Source organism: Streptomyces apricus, from assembly GCF_008369065.1.
Classification (GTDB): Bacteria; Actinomycetota; Actinomycetes; order Streptomycetales; family Streptomycetaceae; genus Streptomyces; species Streptomyces apricus.
The window spans coordinates 275,037-295,082 of record NZ_VDFC01000075.1 but is presented as its reverse complement, the minus strand read 5'-3'; the positions used below and the strand labels follow the sequence as shown (position 1 = coordinate 295,082).

General features: G+C 71.8%; 18 protein-coding genes and 2 pseudogenes. 18 read left to right on the top strand and 2 right to left on the bottom strand.

Features of this window, described 5'->3' with window-relative positions:
- Positions 1-1,035: signal recognition particle-docking protein FtsY (gene ftsY / locus FGF04_RS34925; RefSeq protein ID WP_149515462.1), on the top strand; the 1,035-nt coding region annotated here is incomplete at its 5' end.
- A 144-nt stretch (positions 1,036-1,179) separates the two neighbouring features.
- Here ftsY and FGF04_RS34920 read toward each other — a convergent pair.
- Positions 1,180-1,833 carry a bifunctional DNA primase/polymerase gene (locus tag FGF04_RS34920; protein ID WP_149515394.1) on the bottom strand — a complete coding sequence of 218 codons (654 nt, stop codon included), beginning with the start codon at positions 1,831-1,833 and terminating at the stop codon, positions 1,180-1,182.
- Positions 1,834-2,292: 459 nt separating this feature from the next.
- Between FGF04_RS34920 and nsdA the strand changes: the two genes are divergently transcribed.
- The 5 genes and pseudogenes from nsdA (at position 2,293) to ffh (ending at position 9,991) form a co-directional block, all read left to right on the top strand.
- Entirely contained in the window at positions 2,293-3,780 is a 1,488-nt protein-coding gene (nsdA, locus tag FGF04_RS34915) for a transcriptional repressor NsdA (protein ID WP_149515393.1), read from the top strand.
- 412 nt (positions 3,781-4,192) lie between these two features.
- Positions 4,193-5,536, top strand: a complete 1,344-nt coding sequence (locus tag FGF04_RS34910) for an ammonium transporter (protein WP_149515392.1) — start codon at positions 4,193-4,195, stop codon at positions 5,534-5,536.
- A complete protein-coding gene (locus FGF04_RS34905) occupies positions 5,533-5,871 on the top strand; it encodes a P-II family nitrogen regulator (protein WP_143640660.1) in 339 nt (112 codons plus the stop codon). Before FGF04_RS34910 ends, FGF04_RS34905 begins: the two co-directional genes overlap by 4 nt.
- A gap of 25 nt (positions 5,872-5,896) precedes the next feature.
- Positions 5,897-8,334: pseudogene (locus FGF04_RS34900) on the top strand ([protein-PII] uridylyltransferase).
- 103 nt (positions 8,335-8,437) lie between these two features.
- Positions 8,438-9,991: a signal recognition particle protein gene (gene ffh / locus FGF04_RS34895; protein WP_149515391.1), complete on the top strand. Its 1,554-nt coding sequence runs from the start codon at positions 8,438-8,440 to the stop codon at positions 9,989-9,991.
- 93 nt (positions 9,992-10,084) lie between these two features.
- Here the strand turns inward: ffh and FGF04_RS34890 are convergent, their stop codons facing one another.
- The gene (locus FGF04_RS34890) at positions 10,085-10,942 is read right to left on the bottom strand and encodes an SAM-dependent methyltransferase (protein WP_149515390.1); all 858 of its coding nucleotides are present in this window, start codon (positions 10,940-10,942) and stop codon (positions 10,085-10,087) included.
- 802 nt (positions 10,943-11,744) lie between these two features.
- Between FGF04_RS34890 and FGF04_RS34885 the strand changes: the two genes are divergently transcribed.
- The 12 genes and pseudogenes from FGF04_RS34885 to FGF04_RS34830 all read left to right on the top strand — a co-directional run bounded on the left by FGF04_RS34885 (position 11,745) and on the right by FGF04_RS34830 (position 19,965).
- Positions 11,745-12,341 (top strand): hypothetical protein, encoded by a 597-nt coding sequence (locus FGF04_RS34885; RefSeq protein WP_149515389.1) that lies wholly within the window; start codon positions 11,745-11,747, stop codon positions 12,339-12,341.
- A 339-nt stretch (positions 12,342-12,680) separates the two neighbouring features.
- Positions 12,681-13,100, top strand: a complete 420-nt coding sequence (gene rpsP, locus FGF04_RS34880; RefSeq protein ID WP_149515388.1) for a 30S ribosomal protein S16 — start codon at positions 12,681-12,683, stop codon at positions 13,098-13,100.
- A gap of 2 nt (positions 13,101-13,102) precedes the next feature.
- A complete protein-coding gene (locus tag FGF04_RS34875) occupies positions 13,103-13,342 on the top strand; it encodes an RNA-binding protein (RefSeq protein WP_149515387.1) in 240 nt (79 codons plus the stop codon).
- A 129-nt stretch (positions 13,343-13,471) separates the two neighbouring features.
- Positions 13,472-14,065, top strand: a complete 594-nt coding sequence (rimM, locus tag FGF04_RS34870) for a ribosome maturation factor RimM (protein ID WP_149515386.1) — start codon at positions 13,472-13,474, stop codon at positions 14,063-14,065.
- Positions 14,065-14,886: a tRNA (guanosine(37)-N1)-methyltransferase TrmD gene (gene trmD, locus FGF04_RS34865; RefSeq protein ID WP_149515385.1), complete on the top strand. Its 822-nt coding sequence runs from the start codon at positions 14,065-14,067 to the stop codon at positions 14,884-14,886. The genes rimM and trmD overlap by 1 nt, the downstream gene beginning before the upstream one ends.
- Positions 14,887-15,021: 135 nt before the next feature.
- On the top strand, positions 15,022-15,372 hold the full coding sequence (rplS, locus tag FGF04_RS34860) for a 50S ribosomal protein L19 (protein ID WP_149515384.1): 351 nt from the start codon (positions 15,022-15,024) through the stop codon (positions 15,370-15,372).
- A 44-nt stretch (positions 15,373-15,416) separates the two neighbouring features.
- Positions 15,417-16,235, top strand: coding sequence for a signal peptidase I (gene lepB / locus FGF04_RS34855; RefSeq protein ID WP_149515383.1), 819 nt, complete (start codon positions 15,417-15,419; stop codon positions 16,233-16,235).
- A pseudogene (gene lepB / locus FGF04_RS34850) lies at positions 16,228-16,920 on the top strand (signal peptidase I); the annotation flags it as partial. The gene lepB (FGF04_RS34855) and the pseudogene lepB (FGF04_RS34850), both read left to right, overlap by 8 nt.
- A 277-nt stretch (positions 16,921-17,197) precedes the next feature.
- On the top strand, positions 17,198-18,175 hold the full coding sequence (gene lepB, locus FGF04_RS34845) for a signal peptidase I (protein WP_149515382.1): 978 nt from the start codon (positions 17,198-17,200) through the stop codon (positions 18,173-18,175).
- A gap of 78 nt (positions 18,176-18,253) precedes the next feature.
- Positions 18,254-19,003, top strand: coding sequence for a signal peptidase I (gene lepB, locus FGF04_RS34840; protein WP_149515381.1), 750 nt, complete (start codon positions 18,254-18,256; stop codon positions 19,001-19,003).
- A 91-nt stretch (positions 19,004-19,094) separates the two neighbouring features.
- Positions 19,095-19,601, top strand: a complete 507-nt coding sequence (locus FGF04_RS34835) for an NUDIX hydrolase (RefSeq protein WP_149515380.1) — start codon at positions 19,095-19,097, stop codon at positions 19,599-19,601.
- Positions 19,602-19,656: 55 nt separating this feature from the next.
- On the top strand, positions 19,657-19,965 hold the full coding sequence (locus FGF04_RS34830) for a DUF2469 domain-containing protein (RefSeq protein WP_055510545.1): 309 nt from the start codon (positions 19,657-19,659) through the stop codon (positions 19,963-19,965).
- Positions 19,966-20,046: the final 81 nt, after the last annotated feature.

Sequence of the window (20,046 nt, the reverse complement as noted above, 5' to 3'; positions counted from 1 at the left end):
GACGAGGCCGAGACGCCGCGCGACGAACCGCGCCGCACGATAGAGGAGGTGGATCTTCCGGACACCTCGGCGACCGCCCCGGTCGTCGTGGCGCCGCCGGTCGAGGTCCCGGAGCCGACGGCGGGCCGCCTGGTGCGCCTGCGCGCCCGGCTGTCCCGTTCGCAGAACGCGCTCGGCCAGGGGCTCCTCACGCTCCTCTCGCGCGAGCACCTCGACGACGACACCTGGGAGGAGATCGAGGACACGCTGCTCACCGCCGACGTCGGCGTGCAGCCCACCCAGGAGCTGGTCGAGCGGCTGCGCGAGCGCGTGCGGGTGCTCGGCACCCGGACGCCCGCGGAACTGCGCGGCCTGCTGCGCGAGGAACTGCTCACCCTCCTCGTGCCCGACTTCGACCGCACCGTGAACACCGAGTCCGGTCTGGACACCCCGGGCATCGTGATGGTCGTCGGCGTCAACGGCACCGGCAAGACCACCACCACCGGCAAGCTCGCGCGCGTCCTCGTCGCCGACGGCAAGCACGTGCTGCTCGGCGCGGCCGACACCTTCCGGGCCGCCGCCGCCGACCAGCTGCAGACCTGGGGCGAGCGCGTCGGCGCCCGTACCGTACGCGGTCCCGAGGGCGGCGACCCCGCTTCCATCGCCTTCGACGCGGTCAAGGAAGGCATCAAGGAGAGCGCCGACGTCGTGCTCATCGACACGGCCGGCCGGCTGCACACCAAGACCGGCCTCATGGACGAGCTCGGCAAGGTCAAGCGCGTCGTCGAGAAGCACGCCCCGCTCGACGAGGTGCTGCTCGTCCTGGACGCCACCACCGGCCAGAACGGCCTGGTGCAGGCGCGCGTCTTCGCCGAGGTCGTCGACATCACCGGCATCGTCCTGACCAAGCTCGACGGCACGGCCAAGGGCGGCATCGTCATCGCCGTCCAGCGCGAACTGGGCGTGCCCGTCAAGCTCATCGGCCTGGGCGAGGGCGCGGACGACCTGGCCCCGTTCGAGCCGGAGGCGTTCGTGGATGCCCTTATCGGAGAGTGACGACGCGCGCGGCGAGAACCCGCGCGACCCGTACGTGCGCCATGTGCGCTGTGTGCGCGAGGAAGGGCACCACCCCATGGTGCAGATGGAGTGGGGCCCTTCCGTGCGGAGCCCGCGTCCCGCGCGCGGCCCGTGGCGGCGGGCCTACGCGCGGGAGCGGTGCGCCACGTACGCGAGCGTCCCCAGCAGCAGCCGGGCGGCCGGCGGTTTCGTCGCCGAGTCGAGGGCGGGGGAGCGCAGCCACCTGACCGGGCCGAGGCCGCCGCGGTCGGACGGCGGGGCCGTGATGTACGAGCCCCGGCCCAGGCCGTGCAGGTCGAGCGCGGCGTCGTCCCAGCCCATGCGGTAGAGCAGTTCGGGCAGCGCGGCCGCCGCCCCGGGCGCGACGAAGAAGTGCGCCCTGCCCTCCGGTGTGACGCTCACCGGGCCCAGCGGCAGACCCATGCGTTCGAGCCGGACCAGGGCCCGGCGGCCGGCGGACTCGGCGACCTCGACGACATCGAAGGCGCGGCCCACGGGGAGCATCACCGCGGCGCCGGGGAACGCGCTCCAAGCGCGCGTCACCGCGTCCAGTGTCGCGCCGGCCGGGACGACGGGCGCGAAGTCCAGGGGATGCGCGCCGCGTTCGGGGCAGGCGTCGCGGCCGCACGAGCAGACCCCCGCGGCCGCCCGGGCACCCGGCACCACGTCCCAGCCCCACAGTCCGGTGAACTCGGCCACGGTGGTGCACTCCGAGGAGCGGCCGCGGCGACGCGAGCCGGACCGGATGTCGCGGATACCGCCGATCGTGAAACCCATGCCCCCTCCAACGGGTCCGGTGCGCCCGTGGTTACGTCACGGAATCAACTAGTAACTCTCAGTGCCCAGTGGTGCGTGGTCCATGCCCAGCGGAACACGGTCCATGCGGCGCCCGGTGGTGTCGCGGGTGGTGCGTCGGGCCATGTGCGCCCTGCCGCGCATCCCTGCGCCCACTCGCAGCTGTCATGTGTCAAGTGAATCGCGCGGTGGCCCATGCGAGTTCATTCGAAGGGGTGGCGAATGGTGGCGTTTCCGGGATCGCCATGGCTGGAGCAGTGATCGTAGGATTACTGTGAGTGCACGAGTCCTGGGGACGCATGCACTCATGGGTATGCCGGAGGCAACCCGTCTTCCCGTTCGACGGGTGAGAACGGGCGGACGGGCGGCCCTGTTTACCGGCATTCTGGTAGGGCTTGGCGCACACAGCGCACAAGTGGGTTCAGGGATGGGGGCGTTCCAGTGGGCGGCAACGGCGGAAGCGCGAGGACCGCGACCGGCACGGACAAGCGCCCCAATGAACTGTTGGGCTCGTGGTTCGTGCGCAGCGGCTGGTCCAAGGGCGAGCTGGCGCGGCAGGTCAACCGCAGAGCGCGCCAGCTGGGCGCCGCCCACATCTCGACCGACACCTCGCGCGTACGCCGCTGGCTCGACGGGGAGAACCCGCGCGAGCCCATCCCGCGCATCCTCTCCGAGCTGTTCTCCGAGCGCTTCGGCTGCGCCGTCGCCGTCGAGGACCTCGGCCTGCGCACCGCGCACCAGGCACCGTCCGTGTCGGGCGTCGACCTGCCCTGGACCGGCCCTCAGACGGTCGCCCTGATCAGCGAGTTCTCGCGCAGCGACCTGATGCTGGCCCGGCGCGGCTTCCTCGGCGCGTCCCTGGTCCTCTCCGCGGGCCCCACCCTCATCGAGCCCATGCAGCGCTGGCTGGTGCCCAGCCCCACCACCCCGCGCGAGGAGTCCCCGCTCTCCGCCGCCGCCTCCCGGCGGCCCGGCCGGCTCTCCCAGCCCGAGCTGGACCTGCTGGAGTCCACCACCGTCATGTTCCGCCAGTGGGACGCCCAGTGCGGCGGCGGCCTGCGCCGCAAGGCCGTCGTCGGCCAACTGCACGAGGTGACCGACCTGCTCCAGGAGCCCCAGCCCGAGTCGACCACCAGGCGGCTGTTCAAGGTCGCCGCCGAACTGGCCGAGCTGGCCGGCTGGATGAGCTACGACGTGGGGCTCCAGCCCACCGCCCAGAAGTACTTCGTCCTCGCCCTGCACGCCGCCAAGGAGGCCGCCGACCGGCCGCTGGGCGCGTACATCCTCTCCAGCATGAGCCGCCAGATGATCCACCTCGGCCGGCCCGACGACGCGCTGGAACTGATCCACCTCGCCCAGTACGGCAGCCGTGACTGCGCGAGCCCGCGCACCCAGTCCATGCTGTATGCGATGGAGGCCCGCGCCTACGCCAACATGGGGCAGCCCGGCAAGTGCAAGCGCGCCGTCCGGATGGCGGAGGACACCTTCGGTGACGCCCTGGAGTTCGACGAGCCCGAGCCCGACTGGATCCGCTTCTTCTCCGAGGCCGAGCTGCACGGCGAGAACTCCCACTCCTACCGCGACCTCGCCTACGTGGCGGGCCGCAGCCCCACGTACGCCTCGCTCGCCGACCCCGTCATGCAGAAGGCCGTCGACCTCTTCGAGAAGGACGCCGAGCACCAGCGTTCGTACGCGCTCAACCTCGTCGGCATGGGCACGGTCCACCTGCTGCGCCGCGAGCCCGAGCAGAGCGCGGTCCTGGTGCGCAAGGCCCTCACGATCGCCAAGAAGGTGCGCTCCGAGCGGGTCAACACTCGTATCCGAAAAACCGTCGACACGGCCGTCCGCGACTTCGGCGATCTCGCCGAAGTGGTGGAACTGACCGAGCAGCTCGCCGTCGACCTGCCCGAGACCGCCGAAGCGGTCTGACCCCCAGAACGCCGGCCGCGACCGCCGTCCATAACAGCCCGACTCGGCTCCCCCATGCCAGGTCATCGGACGGACGGCCGCGGCCGGTTGCGTCTTTTGCGCCTGAACCGGCGCCGCTTTCGCGTAGGTGGCCGGGCGCCGTCGGGGTTGCTCAATTGACGGCTCGGGCTCGTGAGGGCCAGTCCCTCCGAAGGCCCTTCGGGAAGGTTGCGCCACGATAACGATCGGAACCGTCGGCATCCGGCGGTTCATCGACGCGTAACACGCACGTCCTCTTCGTCACCCGGGCGAAACATCCGGGGGCGCCGGTCGAAACCGCGCTGCGCCAATCTCTGGCACATAACCGGCCCACCCCTCACAACCGCTCATGGCTTCGCCCGCACGGGGCCGTACCAACGACGAGGAGACGCCGATGGCACCAGCCATCACGCTTGCCGCAGACGCTCCCACGCTGTCTGCCGCCAACACCGGCTTCATGCTCATCTGCTCCGCCCTGGTGCTGATCATGACTCCCGGTCTCGCCTTCTTCTACGGAGGCATGGTCCGGGTCAAGAGCACCCTGAACATGCTGATGATGAGCTTCATCAGCATGGGGATCGTCACGATCCTGTGGGTCCTCTACGGCTTCTCGCTCGCCTTCGGCACCGACTCGGGCAGCATCATCGGCTGGTCCTCGGACTTCGTCGGCTTCAGCGGCATCGGCAAGGTGGAGCTCTGGGACGGTTACACCATCCCGATCTACGTCTTCGCCGTCTTCCAGCTGATGTTCGCGATCATCACGCCCGCCCTGATCAGCGGCGCCCTCGCGGACCGCGTGAAGTTCACGGCCTGGTCGCTGTTCATCGCCCTGTGGGCCACGGTCGTGTACTTCCCGGTCGCCCACTGGGTCTGGGGCGCCGGCGGCTGGGCCTTCGAGCTCGGCGTCATCGACTTCGCCGGCGGTACGGCGGTCCACATCAACGCGGGCGCCGCGGCGCTCGGTGTGATCCTCGTGATCGGCAAGCGCATCGGCTTCAAGAAGGACCCGATGCGCCCGCACAGCCTGCCGCTGGTGATGCTCGGCGCCGGTCTGCTGTGGTTCGGCTGGTTCGGGTTCAACGCCGGCTCCTGGCTCGGCAACGACGACGGCGTCGGCGCGCTGATGTTCGTCAACACGCAGATCGCCACCGCCGCCGCCATGCTGGCCTGGCTCGCCTACGAGAAGATCCGCCACGGCGCGTTCACCACCCTCGGCGCGGCCTCCGGCGCGGTCGCCGGCCTGGTCGCCATCACCCCGTCCGGCGGCGCCGTCTCCCCGCTCGGCGCGATCGCCGTCGGCGCCATCGCCGGTGTGCTCTGCGCCATGGCCGTCGGCCTCAAGTACAAGTTCGGCTACGACGACTCGCTCGACGTCGTCGGCGTCCACCTCGTCGGCGGTGTCGCCGGCTCCCTGCTGATCGGCTTCTTCGCCACCGGCGGCGGCCAGTCCGACGCCGCGGGCCTCTTCTACGGCGGCGGCCTCGACCAGTTCTGGAAGCAGTGCGCCGGTGTCTTCGGTGTCCTCGCCTACTCCCTCGTGGCCTCCGCGGTGCTCGCCTTCCTGATCGACAAGACCATAGGGATGCGCGTCACCGAGGACGACGAGATCGCCGGCATCGACCAGGCCGAGCACGCCGAGACCGCATACGACTTCAGCGGTGCCGGCGGCGGCGCCGCCGCCCGGACCGCGGCCCCCGCCCCGGTCGCCGGCACCGCGAGCAAGAAGGTGGACGCATGAAGCTCATTACCGCCGTCGTCAAGCCCCACCGGCTCGACGAGATCAAGGAGGCCCTCCAGGCCTTCGGCGTCCACGGCCTCACGGTCACCGAGGCGAGCGGCTACGGTCGTCAGCGGGGCCACACCGAGGTCTACCGCGGTGCCGAGTACACCGTCGACCTCGTTCCCAAGATCCGTATCGAGGTACTGGTCGAGGACGACGACGCCGAGCAGCTGCTCGACGTCATCGTGAAGGCGGCCCGCACCGGCAAGATCGGGGACGGCAAGGTCTGGTCCGTGCCGGTCGACACGGCGGTCCGGGTCCGGACCGGCGAGCGCGGACCCGACGCGCTGTAGTCAGCAGACGAACAGGAGCCACTGGGTGACGAGTACGGACATGCGTGCGGAAGCAGAGGACTCGGGACCCAGCGGCTACGCGGCGGCCCGGCTGCGCCTCCTCCAGGAGGGGGCGCGGTCCGGGCCGCCGCGCCGTACGGCCCTCGCCGGACTGACCGACGACTGGCTCTCCGGTCTCTTCGACGCGGGCGCGGAGAAACTGCGCGGCGTCTCACTCGTCGCCGTCGGCGGCTACGGACGCGGCGAACTCTCCCCGCGCAGCGACCTCGACCTGCTGCTCCTGCACGACGGCAGCGCCGACAGCGGCGCGGTGGCCGCCCTCGCCGACCGCATCTGGTACCCGGTCTGGGACCTCGGCCTCGACCTGGACCACTCCGTGCGCACGCCCGCCGAGGCGCGCCGGACGGCCGGCGAGGACCTCAAGGTGCAGCTCGGGCTGCTCGACGCCCGCCACCTCGCCGGCGACCTCGGCCTCACCGCCGGACTGCGTACGGCCGTCCTCGCCGACTGGCGCAACCAGGCCCCCAAGCGCCTGCCCGAACTCCAGGAGCTGTGCGCCGCGCGCGCCGAGCGCCAGGGAGAACTGCAGTACCTCCTCGAACCCGACCTCAAGGAGGCCCGCGGCGGCCTGCGCGACGCCACCGCGCTGCGCGCCGTCGCCGCCTCCTGGCTCGCCGACGCCCCGCGCGAAGGCCTCGCCGACGCCCGCAGGCGCCTCCTCGACGTCCGCGACGCCCTGCACCTGGCCACCGGCCGCGCCACCGACCGCCTCGCGCTCCAGGAGCAGGACCAGGTCGCCGCGGAACTCGGCCTGCTGGACGCCGACACCCTGCTGCGCCAGGTGTACGAGGCCGCCCGCGTCATCTCGTACGCCAGCGACGTCACCTGGCGCGAGGTGGCGCGCGTGCTGCGTTCGCGCGCCGTGCGGCCGCGCCTGCGCGCCATGCTGGGCGGCGGCAAACCCGCTCCCGAGCGCTCCCCGCTGGCCGAGGGCGTCGTCGAGCAGGACGGCGAGGTCGTCCTCGCCACCCCGTCCTGCCGCTGCGCGCCGCCGCCGCGGCCGCCCAGGCGGGCCTGCCGCTCTCGCTGCACGCCGTGCGGCGGATGGCCGCCGCGGCCCGCCCGCTGCCCACGCCGTGGCCCGCCGAAGCGCGCCAGCAGCTCGTCACCCTGCTCGGCTCGGGTCCTTCCACCATCGAGGTCTGGGAGGCCCTGGAGGCGGAGGGGCTGATCACCGGGCTGCTGCCCGACTGGGCGCGCGTGCGCTGCCGGCSGCAGCGCAACGCCGTCCACATCTGGACCGTCGACCGCCACCTGATCGAGACGGCGGTGCGGGCCGCCGAGTTCACCCGGCGCGTCCACCGCCCCGACCTCCTGCTGGTCGCCGCCCTGCTGCACGACATCGGCAAGGGCTGGCCCGGCGACCACTCGGTGGCCGGCGAGACCATCGCGCGGGACGTGGCGGCCCGCGTCGGCTTCGACCGCACGGACGTGGCGACCCTCGCCACGCTCGTGCGCCACCACCTGCTGCTCGTCGAGACGGCGACCCGGCGCGACCTGGAGGATCCCGCGACCGTACGCCTGGTCGCGGAGGCGGTCGGCTCGCAGGGCACGCTGGAACTGCTGCACGCGCTCACCGAGGCGGACGCGCTGGCCACCGGGCCCGCCGCCTGGTCCTCCTGGCGCGCCTCCCTCGTCGCCGACCTGGTCAAGCGGGTCTCCGCCGCGCTCGCCGGGGACGACCCGGAGGAGCCCGAGGCCGCGGCGCCCACCGCCGAACAGGAACGGCTCGCCATCGAGGCGCTGCGCACCGGCGGCCCCGTGCTCGCGCTGCGCGCCCAGGCCGAACCGCCCGCCGTGGGGTCCGAGGCGGAGCCGCCGGGGGAACCGGAACCCCTCGGGGTGGAACTGCTCGTCGCGGTGCCGGACCAGAAGGGCGTCCTGCCGGCGGTGGCGGGCGTCCTCGCCGTGCACCGGCTCACCGTGCGGACGGCGGAGCTGCGGGCGCTGGAACTGCCCGACGGAGTCCCCGGCTCCGTCCTGCTCCTCGACTGGCGGGTCGCCGCCGAGTACGGATCTTTGCCGCAGGCGGCCCGGCTGCGCGCCGACCTCGTCCGCGCGCTCGACGGGTCGCTGGACATCGCCGGGCGGCTGGCCGAACGGGACGCCGCCTATCCGCGCCGGCGGGGCATCGTGGCGCCGCCCGCGCGGGTGACCGTGGCCCCGGCCGCGTCGCGGCTCGCCACCGTCATCGAGGTGCGCGCCCACGACGCACCGGGGCTGCTGCACCGGATCGGACGGGCCCTTGAGCACGCGCAGGTGCGGGTGCGCAGCGCGCACGTCTCCACGCTGGGCGCCAACGCGGTGGACGCGTTCTACGTGACGGGACCCGAGGGGGACCCGCTGCCGGGGCAGCAGGCGGCCACGCTGGCGCGGGCCCTGGAGGACACGTTGCGGGAGTGAGGGAGGGAAGCCCGCGACGGGGTGGAGACCCTTCCTGGCGCGGGCGGATACCCTGGAGGGCGGACCTGCCCCCCTGCCCCCTACTTGAGGACTCGCGACCGCCGTGTTCGACACTCTCTCCGATCGCCTCGCAGCGACATTCAAGAACCTTCGCGGCAAGGGGCGCCTGTCCGAGGCGGACATCGACGCCACCGCGCGCGAGATCCGTATCGCCCTGCTGGAAGCGGACGTCGCGCTGCCGGTCGTCCGGGCCTTCATCAAGCAGGTCAAGGAGAGGGCCCTCGGGGCCGAGGTTTCCCAGGCGCTCAACCCCGCCCAGCAGGTCATCAAGATCGTCAACGAGGAGCTCGTCGGCATCCTCGGCGGCGAGACCCGGCGGCTGCGCTTCGCCAAGCAGCCCCCGACCGTGATCATGCTCGCGGGTCTCCAGGGCGCCGGTAAGACCACGCTCGCCGGAAAGCTCGGCAAGTGGCTGCAGGGCCAGGGCCACGCGCCGCTGCTCGTGGCCTGCGACCTCCAGCGCCCGAACGCGGTCAACCAGCTCAGCGTCGTCGCCGAGCGCGCGGGCGTCGGCGTCTACGCGCCCCAGCCGGGCAACGGCGTCGGCGACCCGGTCCAGGTCGCCAAGGACTCCGTCGAGTACGCCAAGCAGAAGCAGTACGACGTCGTCATCGTCGACACCGCGGGCCGCCTCGGCATCGACCAGGAACTGATGCAGCAGGCCGCGGACATCCGTGACGCGGTCTCGCCCGACGAGATCCTCTTCGTCGTCGATGCCATGGTCGGCCAGGACGCGGTCAACACCGCGGAGGCCTTCCGCGACGGCGTCGGCTTCGACGGCGTGGTCCTGTCCAAGCTCGACGGCGACGCCCGCGGCGGTGCAGCGCTGTCCATCGCGCACGTCACCGGCCGCCAGGTCATGTTCGCCTCCAACGGCGAGAAGCTGGACGACTTCGACGCGTTCCACCCGGACCGCATGGCGTCCCGCATCCTCGGCATGGGCGACGTGCTCACGCTGATCGAGAAGGCCGAGCAGACCTTCTCGCAGCAGGAGGCCGAGGCCATGGCCTCGAAGCTGGCCTCCAAGAAGGGCCAGGACTTCACGCTCGACGACTTCCTGGCCCAGATGGAGCAGGTCAGGAAGATGGGCTCCATCTCCAAGCTGCTCGGCATGCTGCCCGGCATGGGCCAGATCAAGGACCAGATCAACAACCTCGACGAGCGCGACGTCGACCGCACGGCCGCGATCATCAAGTCGATGACCCCGGCCGAGCGCCAGGAGCCGACGATCATCAACGGCTCGCGGCGGGCCCGTATCGCCAAGGGCTCCGGCGTCGACGTCAGCGCGGTCAAGGGTCTGGTCGAGCGGTTCTTCGAGGCCCGCAAGATGATGTCCCGCATGGCCCAGGGTGGCGGCATGCCGGGGATGCCCGGCATCCCGGGCATGGGCGGCGGGCCCGGCCGGTCGAAGAAGCAGCCCAAGAAGGCCAAGGGCAAGCAGCGCTCCGGCAACCCGATGAAGCGCAAGCAGCAGGAGGAGGAGGCCGCGGCCCGGCGCGAGGCGGCGGGCCAGGCGGGCGGCGCGTTCGGCCTGCCGGGCGGCCAGCAGCCGCAGAACTTCGAACTGCCCGACGAGTTCAAGAAGTTCATGGGCTGAGCCCAGGACTCCCGAGTCCACGCGCACCGGACGGGCCGAGAGGATCGGCCCGTCCGTGTGTGCGTACGGGGCCGTTCAGACCGTTCAGACCATTCAGGCCGTCCGGGCGATCAGGTAGCGGAAGACGTTCGGCATCCACACCGTCCCGTCCCGCCGGGCGTACGGATGCAGGGCCTCCCGCACCTCCTTGTCGACCTGGACCCGATCCGTGGCGGCGACCGCCGCGTCGAAGAACCCCGTCGACAGCAGCCCGCGCACGGCGTTGTCCGTGTCCGCGTACCCGAAGGGGCACGCGACCCGGCCGGACCCGTCGGGCCGCAGCCCGGCCCGCTCGGCGACGTCCTCCAGATCGTCCCGCAGCGCCGGACGCCAGCTCCCCTGGCCCCGCAGCCGGTCCGCCAGCTTGGTGGCGACCCGGAGGACCGAGGACGTGGCGCACCGCTCCGGAGGCCCCCAGCCCGCCAGGACCACGGGGGTTCCGCTGCCGACGAGCGGCACCGCCGCCGCGAGCGCCCCGGCCAGCCCTTCGGAGTCGCCGGCCACGCATCCGACCGGCTCGAAGGCGGTCACCAGGTTGTACCCGGCCTCCGCCGGCCTGCCGATGTCCGCCGGCTCCCCGTCCGTGAGCCGCGCGTCGCCCGGCGCACGCGCGCCGCGCGCCTCGGTCGACAAGCGCTCCCGCGCGAGGGCCAGCCGCTCCGGCGCGTGCGCCTGCAGTCCGGTGACCGAGGCACCCCGCGACGCCGCCATCAGCAGCGCCAGGCCGGACCCGCAGCCGAGCCCCAACAGCCTGGTCGAAGGGCCCACTTCGAGTCGCTCGTAGACGGCCTCGTAGAGCGGTACCAGCATCCGCTCCTGGATCTCGGCCCAGTCACGCGCGCGTGCCCACTGGTCAATCCGGGGCCTGGCCCCCGAGTGAGGTAGGTGCTGCCGCACGAGCGTAGGTGTCATCGAATGTGCCCCAATCCGCCGAGAGTTGCTTGTGTGACCCGTTTCTCCACCCCCGTGCAGTGCGCTCGCACTCCCCCCGTATGCCAGGAAACTCCGCGCTCGTCGTGGCGTCCAGGGGTAATGGGGCCCGGTTTGCGTACCGTTCGCGCACGCCGTGAGAATTCACATACCGGCAACATGTGCCCCCACCGGGCGGTCATCACGCGGGCACCCGCCCGTCGCCCGGCCCCGGCGGGAGGGATGGCCGGATCGCGTCCCGCGGCGATGACAGCGGGTTGCGGACGCCCGGGCGCCGGCCCGCCCGGACCCCGTACGGGCGGGGCTCCCGGGTCCTGTGTGGGTGGCCGCCCCGGGTCCCGGAGGGGGCGATCCGGTTCCGGCCAAGGTCAGCGTGCGCGAGGAGGCCGGGATCCCGCCGACGGCGGCGAGCGCGTCAGCCGGCGTGCGCGGGGGACCGTACGGTGTCTGCCGCAGGAGGCCGGGTCGGTGCCCGGGGCCGTCCCGCACGCGGTAACGTCAACGCCGTGACCCGCGCCCACCGGGCCCCGGGATTCCGCCGCGAGAAGGACCGAAACACCCCTTGCGCATCCGGCGGCACCAGCCGCCCCGGCCCGCGGACGGCGCCTACGCGGCGCGGCGTACGTGGTGCTACGTACCGGCTGGGTGCGAACTGTGAGGCTTCTCCGCAGATCAGCGCACCCGCCCTCGTCAGGACGCATGAGCGGCAACTGACGGGTACGTGCAAAATATTTGGGATGCCCCGGAATAGGAACACAGAGGCACCCCGGCTCGTTGTCATTACGTGAGCACGACACCACCTGTTCTCGCCGCAGAGCTGGCAGGGGCGTGGGCCGACATTCAGCGGCACCACCCCGAGCTGCCCGATCTTGCCGCGCCAGAGTCCCTGATCGGGGAGTCGTCGTCCGCCTGCGGACACGAACTCTCCTTCGAACGACTGCTCCATGAGGCAGTCCACGGCATCGCCGCCGCGCGAGGGGTCCGCGACACCTCCCGCGCCGGCCGGTACCACAACCGCAGATTCCTCGCGATCGCCGAGGAGCTGGGCCTGGACCATCCGGAGGAACCGCATCCCAGCAGCGGCTTCTCCCTGGTCACGCTCAACCCCGAGGCGAAGCGGCGTTACCGCCCGACGATCGAGAGACTCCAGCGCGCCCTCAAGGCGCACACGGTCGCGACCGCCGCCGACACGGCCCAGAGCTTCCGCGGTCCGGCCGCCCGGCACGGCTCCTCCGGAGGAGGCGTGCGCGTGAAGGCGGTCTGCGACTGCGGCCGCAACGTCCGCGTCGTCCCGTCGGTCCTCGCGCAGGCGCCGATCGTGTGCGGAGGGTGCGGGAAGCCGTTCCGCATCCCGGAGGTGGTCGGCGCGGCGGCGGGCTGAGCGGCGGCCGACGCAGCGGCGGGACGTCCTGCCGCAGGGGTGGTGCGCGGGAGCGCGGCGGCACTTCGTGGGTGCCGGCTCGAACGGCGGCCCACCCCCACCGGCAGCAACGGCAGTACCGGTGCCGGACCCGGCGACGCCGCGGTCCGGCCCACGCCTGCCCAGGGGCACCCGGGTCGATGCGCCCGTCCGGGTGTGGCAGAATGGCCAGCTGTACTCGCAGCCGCACAGGACCCCTCTCTCCTCCGGCTGGCGCGTCCATCGGGCACTCGGGTGCCGCAACCCCACGCGGCGATCCTGCCGTGCCCAACCACGTCAAGACCAGGAGAGACCACTCCCGTGGCAGTCAAGATCAAGCTGAAGCGTCTGGGCAAGATCCGTTCGCCTCACTACCGCATCGTCGTCGCCGACTCCCGTACCCGCCGTGACGGCCGGGCCATCGAGGAGATCGGCCTGTACCACCCGGTGCAGAACCCCTCGCGCATCGAGGTCGACTCCGAGCGTGCGCAGTACTGGCTGGGTGTCGGCGCGCAGCCGACCGAGCCCGTCCTCGCCATCCTCAAGCTGACCGGCGACTGGCAGAAGTACAAGGGCGAGCCCGCCCCGGCCCCGCTGCTCGTCGCGGAGCCGAAGGCCACGCGCCCCTCGTTCGACGCCCTGGGCGGCGACGACGAGGGCAAGGGTGAGGCCATCACCCAGAAGAAGAAGGCTGAGAAGAAGGACGAGGCCGCCGCCGAGTCCGCGTCGACCGAGGCCTGACCGTGCTTGAGGAGGCGCTTGAGCACCTCGTGAAGGGCATCGTCGACAACCCGGACGAGGTCCAGGTCGCCTCGCGCGACCTGCGCCGCGGACGCGTCCTGGAGGTCCGGGTGCACCCGGACGACCTCGGCAAGGTGATCGGCCGCAACGGCCGCACCGCGCGCGCCCTGCGCACCGTCGTGGGCGCCATCGGCGGTCGCGGTGTCCGCGTCGACCTCGTCGACGTGGACCACGTCCGCTGACGTACACGTAACACCGGCTCGGGCCGGGGAGGGCCACTGGCCGTCCCCGGCCCGTAGTCGTCCACCAGGCGTCCACGCGGTGACGCCGTGGGCGCACGAGCCGCGGACACACGACAGGAGAGCAGGCAAGTGCAGCTGGTAGTCGCGCGGGTGGGCCGCGCCCACGGCATCAAGGGCGAGGTCACCGTCGAGGTACGCACCGACGAGCCGGAACTGCGGCTCGCGCCCGGTGCGGTCCTGGCCACGGACCCCGCCTCGGCCGGTCCGCTGACCATCGAGACGGGGCGGGKGCACAGCGGCCGCCTCCTGCTGCGCTTCGCGGGCGTGCGCGACCGCAACGGCGCCGAGGCGCTGCGCAACACCCTGCTGATCGCCGACGTGGACCCCGACGAGACGCCGGAGGACCCGGACGAGTACTACGACCACCAGCTCATGGACCTGGACGTCGTCCTGGCGGACGGCACCGAGGTCGGCCGGATCACCGAGATCTCGCACCTGCCCTCGCAGGACCTCTTCGTGGTCGAGCGGCCCGACGGGACCGAGCTGCTGATCCCGTTCGTCGAGGAGATCGTCACCGAGATCGACCTGGCGGAGCAGCGGGCCGTCATCGACCCGCCGCCCGGGCTGATCGACGACAGGGCGGAGATCGCGTCCTCCCGGGAGGACGACGCACCCTCCGCGGAGGCGGAGAGCGACGCCTCCTCCGGCGGGAGCGGCGTCTGATGCGGCTCGACGTCGTCACGATCTTCCCCGAGTACCTGGACCCGCTGAACGTCTCCCTGGTGGGGAAGGCACGCGCGCGCGGACAGCTGGACGTGCACGTGCACGACCTGCGGGAGTGGACCCACGACCGGCACAACACGGTCGACGACACCCCCTACGGCGGCGGCCCCGGCATGGTCATGAAGACGGACCCCTGGGGCGACGCCCTGGACTCCGTCCTCGCGGACGGCTACGAGGCCGGCTCCCGGGGGCCCGTCCTGGTCGTCCCCACCCCCAGCGGCCGCCCCTTCACCCAGGAACTGGCCGTCGAGCTCTCCGAGCGCCCCTGGCTGGTCTTCACGCCCGCCCGCTACGAGGGCATCGACCGCCGGGTCGTCGACGAGTACGCGACCCGCATGCCCGTCCACGAGGTCTCCATCGGCGACTACGTGCTGGCCGGCGGCGAGGCGGCCGTCCTCGTCGTCACGGAGGCCGTGGCCCGGCTGCTGCCGGGCGTCCTCGGCAACGCCGAGTCGCACCGCGACGACTCGTTCGCACCGGGGGCGATGGCGAACCTCCTGGAGGGGCCCGTCTACACCAAGCCCCCCGAGTGGCGCGGCCGGGAGATCCCGGAGGTGCTGCTCAGCGGCCACCACGGCAAGATCGCCCGCTGGCGCCGGGACGAGACCCTGCGGCGCACGACCGCCAACCGGCCGGACCTCATCGAGCGCTGCGACCCCGCCGCCTTCGACAAGAAGGACCGCGAGATGCTCTCCATCCTCGGCTGGCAGCCCGGTCCCGACGGCCGATTTGGGCGCAGGCCCGACGCCGTGGAACAATAGGCGGCTGCTGTACGTCGTTGGCGTGCGCCCCTGCCACAGGGGGACACGACGCCCGCCCAGGCGAGGACAGCCCCCTTTCTGGCACCACCGACTTCCGTCGATGACCTGTGGCATCGGCGAAGAAAGCAGACGATCATGTCCAACCTGCTCGAATCCGTCGACTCCGCGTCGCTGCGCAGCGACGTCCCGGCCTTCCGCCCGGGTGACACCGTCAACGTGCACGTCCGCGTCATCGAGGGCAACCGCTCCCGTGTGCAGCAGTTCAAGGGCGTGGTCATCCGCCGCCAGGGCGCCGGTGTCCGCGAGACCTTCACGGTCCGCAAGGTCTCCTTCTCCGTCGGCGTCGAGCGCACGTTCCCGGTGCACACCCCGATCGTCGAGAAGATCGAGCTCGTGACCCGCGGCGACGTCCGTCGCGCGAAGCTCTACTACCTCCGTGAGCTGCGCGGCAAGGCCGCGAAGATCAAGGAGAAGCGCGACAACTGAGCTCGCGCCGGGTCCGTATGAGGGCCGGATAGCATCTGGCCCACATGGACGCCGAAGCACAGCACACGGAGCGCGACCGCTCCTCCCACCCCGCTGTACCCGAGGAGACCTCGGACACCGCAGGGGCGGAGGAACGGTCGCGTTCCGCGTTGGTGGCCCGGGCCGCCGAGTGGGTCCCGGGCGGGCGGATCACCCTGACCGTGCTGTTCTGCCTCCTCTCCCTGCTGCTGCTCACCCGGTTCGTGATCCAGCCGTTCCAGATTCCCAGCGGCTCGATGGAGCCCGGATTGAGGATCGGGGACCGCGTTCTCGTAAATAAGTTGGCGTACCGTTTCGGTGCTGAGCCGAGGCGCGGTGACGTCGTCGTGTTCGACGGCACCGGTTACTTCGGTGACGCCGACTACGTCAAACGTGTCGTCGGCGTGGGAGGAGACCATGTGGTCTGCTGCGACAGGCAGGGGAGGATCGAGGTGAACGGCCGTCTCGTCGACGAGTCGACGTTTCTGTACCCGGGGGACGAGCCGTCCGAGGTGCCCTTCGACGTCGTCGTCCCCGACGGCACCCTCTTCGTCCTCGGCGACCACCGCGGCGATTCGAGCGACTCCCGCGACCATCTCGGTTCGCCGGGCGGCGGCATGATCCCGGTCGGCGGGGTGATCGGCAGGGCCGACTGGATCGCCTGGCCCCTCGGCCACTGGACCCGCATCGGCCGCGCCGACGGCTACGCGCGCGTGCCTGCGGCCGCGGGACCGGTCGCGGGGAGTACGGACGGGTGGACCCGTGGCGGGCCGGGTGCGGACGGGGCGACCCGTGGCGGACCGGCTGTGGACGGGCGGCTGAGCGCGGACGGTGTCCATGGGTAACCGCGGCAGGCCGCGTGGCGCCCACAGCGCCGCCGAGGAGCTCCTGCCCACCGGTTCCCGGCGTACCGGCGGCCCCGTGATGCCCGGCCGTGCCGACCGCCGCAAGCTGGCCCGCAAGGTCAAGCGGCGCAGACAGCGCTCGGCGGTCAAGGAGATCCCGCTCCTGATCGGCGTCGCCCTGCTCATCGCACTCGTCCTGAAGACGTTCCTCGTACAGGCCTTCGTGATCCCCTCGGGCTCCATGGAGCAGACGATCCGGATCGGCGACCGCGTCCTGGTCGACAAGCTCACGCCGTGGTTCGGCTCGAAGCCCGAGCGCGGTGACGTCGTCGTGTTCAAGGACCCGGGCGGCTGGCTGGAGGACGAGCAGCCGGTGGCGAAGACGGACGACCCCATCGTCGTCAAGCAGGTCAAGGAGGTGCTGACCTTCATCGGCCTGCTGCCCTCCGACAACGAACGGGACCTGATCAAGCGGGTCGTCGCGGTCGGCGGCGACACCGTCAAGTGCTGCGACACCCAGGGCCGCGTGACCGTGAACGGCATGCCGCTCGACGAGCCGTACATCAACCCGGGCGACAAACCCTCCTCCCTGGTCTTCACGGTGAAGGTGCCCGAGGGACGCCTGTGGGTGATGGGCGACCACCGGTCCAACTCAGCCGACTCCCGTTTCCACCGCACCGAGAAGTACAACGGCACCATCTCCGAGGACGTCGTGGGCCGCGCCATGGTCATCGCCTGGCCCATCGGCCACTGGAGCCGCCTGGAGGAGCCGGACACGTACGCCTCCGTACCCGACGCGGCGAACGGGGCGGCGACCGCACTCGACACGTCGCATAGGGTGGCCACCGCGGATCGATACGGATCGGTCCCGCTCCCGACTCCTGCGGAACTCCCGCTCGTTATGGGAGTGGTGGGCCTGCGTCGTATCCGGCGCAGGCGGCGGCACGGAGTGAGGAGTGGATGTGGGGGATTTGGCGGTCGGCGCACGATCCGGACACGAGGGCCCCGAAGAGCGGCCCGGGCGATCCGAGGAGCGGCCGGGACGACCCGAGGAGCCGGTCCCCCCGGCCGCGGGGGACGACGTACCCCCCGCAGAGGGCTCCGGTGGCCACGGGGGCGGGGACGAGCCGGCCGGTGACGCCGACGGTGCCGCCCCGGCTCCGAAGAAGCAGCGGTCCTTCTGGAAGGAACTGCCGCTGCTCATCGGCATCGCGCTGGTGCTCGCGCTGCTGATCAAGACCTTCCTGGTGCAGGCGTTCTCGATCCCCTCGGACTCGATGCAGAACACCCTTCAGCAGGGTGACCGCGTCCTCGTCGACAAGCTGACCCCGTGGTTCGGCTCGGAGCCGGAGCGCGGCGAGGTGGTCGTCTTCCACGACCCGGACAAGTGGCTGGCGGGCGAGCCCACGTCGGAGCCGAACGTGCTCCAGACGGCCCTGAGCTGGATCGGCCTGATGCCCTCCGCCGAGGAGAAGGACCTCATCAAGCGCGTCATCGGCGTCGGCGGCGACACCGTCGAGTGCAAGGACACCGGCCCGCTCAGGGTCAACGGCAAGGCGCTGAACGAGCCGTACGTGTACCCGGGCAACACGCCCTGCAGCATGGACGACGGCGGCGGCCAGTTCAAGGTGAAGGTTCCCGAAGGCAAAATCTGGGTCATGGGCGACCACCGCCAGAACTCGCTCGACTCCCGCTACCACCAGCAGGACGAGCACAAGGGCTTCGTGCCCGTCGGGAACGTCGTGGGCCGCGCGGTCGTCGTCGCCTGGCCGCCCACCCGCTGGTCGACGCTCCCGGTGCCGGACACCTTCGACCAGAACCTGAGTGCAGCCGCTCCGGGCGCGCTCGGACTCGCGGGCGCGGTGCCGCTGGTGCTGTGGCGCAGGCGTCGCCTCACCGCTGGTGACACCAGGGTTTCTGGGTCGCGTACCGCCGGGTAGGGTGCCGTCCCAGACGCCGATCTTCCGCGGCCCCGACCCGGGCCGCGAGGTCGATTCTCCGATGTGGGGAGCACTGGGATGAGCGGGACAGGTCGTACGGGCGAGGGCCACGGACGGCTCGGCAGCAAGCTGTCGGGGCTGGCCGTGGCCCTCGGCTGTGTGCTCTTCCTCGGCGGGTTCGCCTGGGGAGCCGTCGTCTACCAGCCCTACACCGTGCCGACCGACTCGATGGCGCCGACCATCGCGGGCGGCGACCGGGTGCTCGCCGAGCGGATCGACGGCTCCGAGGTCGAGCGCGGTGACGTCGTCGTCTTCAAGCAGGCCAGCTGGGGCGACCTCCCCATGGTGAAGCGGGTCGTCGCCGTCGGCGGGGACACGGTCGCCTGCTGCACACAGGACAAGCTGACGGTGAACGGCAAGAAGATCGACGAGCCGTACCTGCCGGAGGGCAGCGCGGCCGAGTCGTCCACGATCCCCTCCATCAAGGTCCCCGAGGGCCGGCTTTTCCTGCTCGGCGACGAGCGCAGCGGCTCCCTGGACTCCACCGCCCACCTGACGGAGGCCGGCAACGGCACGGTGCCGCGCAGCGCGGTGACCGCGCGCGTCGACGCGGTGGCCTGGCCCATGGACGGCATGCTGGCCCGCCCCACCGGCTTCGAGGAACTCGGCGCGACCTCCGAACCGGGGCCCCTGCGGCTGGTCCTCGCGGCCGTCGTGGCGGGCGCGGTGCTGGTCCTCGGCGGGGCCGCGTACGGGCCGGTCGCCAAGCGGGCGGGACGCCGGCGGGGCCGCCCGGGGACGAGGGAGCGGGCTCTTGCCGGCGGCTGAGGACTCTGCGGCGCAGGCCAGCTCTGAGGGGGCGGGTGCGCTCCCGTCGTCCGACGGACCGAGTGCGCTCCCGTCGCCCGACGGTCCGGACGTGCCCGCGTCGTCCGGTGGTCTCGGTGAGCTGCGCAGGGTCGCCCGGGTGGTCCTGCTGGACCCGCAGGACCGCATCCTGCTGCTGCACGGGCACGAACCCGACGACCCGTCGGACGACTGGTGGTTCACGCCGGGCGGCGGGGTGGAGGGCGACGAGACGCGGGAAGAGGCCGCGCTGCGGGAGCTGGAGGAGGAGACCGGCATCACCGAGGTGGAGCTGGGTCCGGTCCTGTGGCGGCGGACCTGTTCCTTCCCCTTCGCGGGACGCCGCTGGGACCAGGACGAGTGGTACTACCTGGGGCGTACGACCCGGACGGCGACCGAGCCCAGGGGGCTGACCGAGCTGGAACGGCGCAGTGTCGCCGGAGCGCGCTGGTGGACGTGCCGGGAACTTCACCGGGCACATGAGACGGTGTATCCGACCAGACTCGCCGAGCTGCTGCGCAGGCTGCTCGACGACGGGCCCCCGGTCAGGCCCGAGACCCTCGACACGGAAATCGTCTAGGGGCTCGCGTGGCTGGCGCACAATAGGGGGACGCACGGCTGAAGGGGAACATGCCATGAGCGCCGAGGACCTCGAAAAGTACGAGACCGAGATGGAGCTGAAGCTCTACCGGGAGTACCGCGATGTCGTCGGTCTGTTCAAATACGTGATCGAGACCGAACGGCGCTTCTACCTCACCAACGACTACGAGATGCAGGTGCACTCGGTCCAGGGTGAGGTGTTTTTCGAGGTGTCCATGGCGGATGCCTGGGTGTGGGACATGTACCGACCCGCTCGGTTCGTGAAGCAGGTGCGTGTCCTGACGTTCAAGGATGTGAACATCGAGGAGCTGAACAAGAGCGATCTGGAGCTGCCGAGCAGCTAGGGGCGCGGCGGGGATGCGGTGGGGACGTGGTGGCGGGGCGCGGTGGTCGTCACTCGTGTGGGTGACTGAGTTGTCCACATA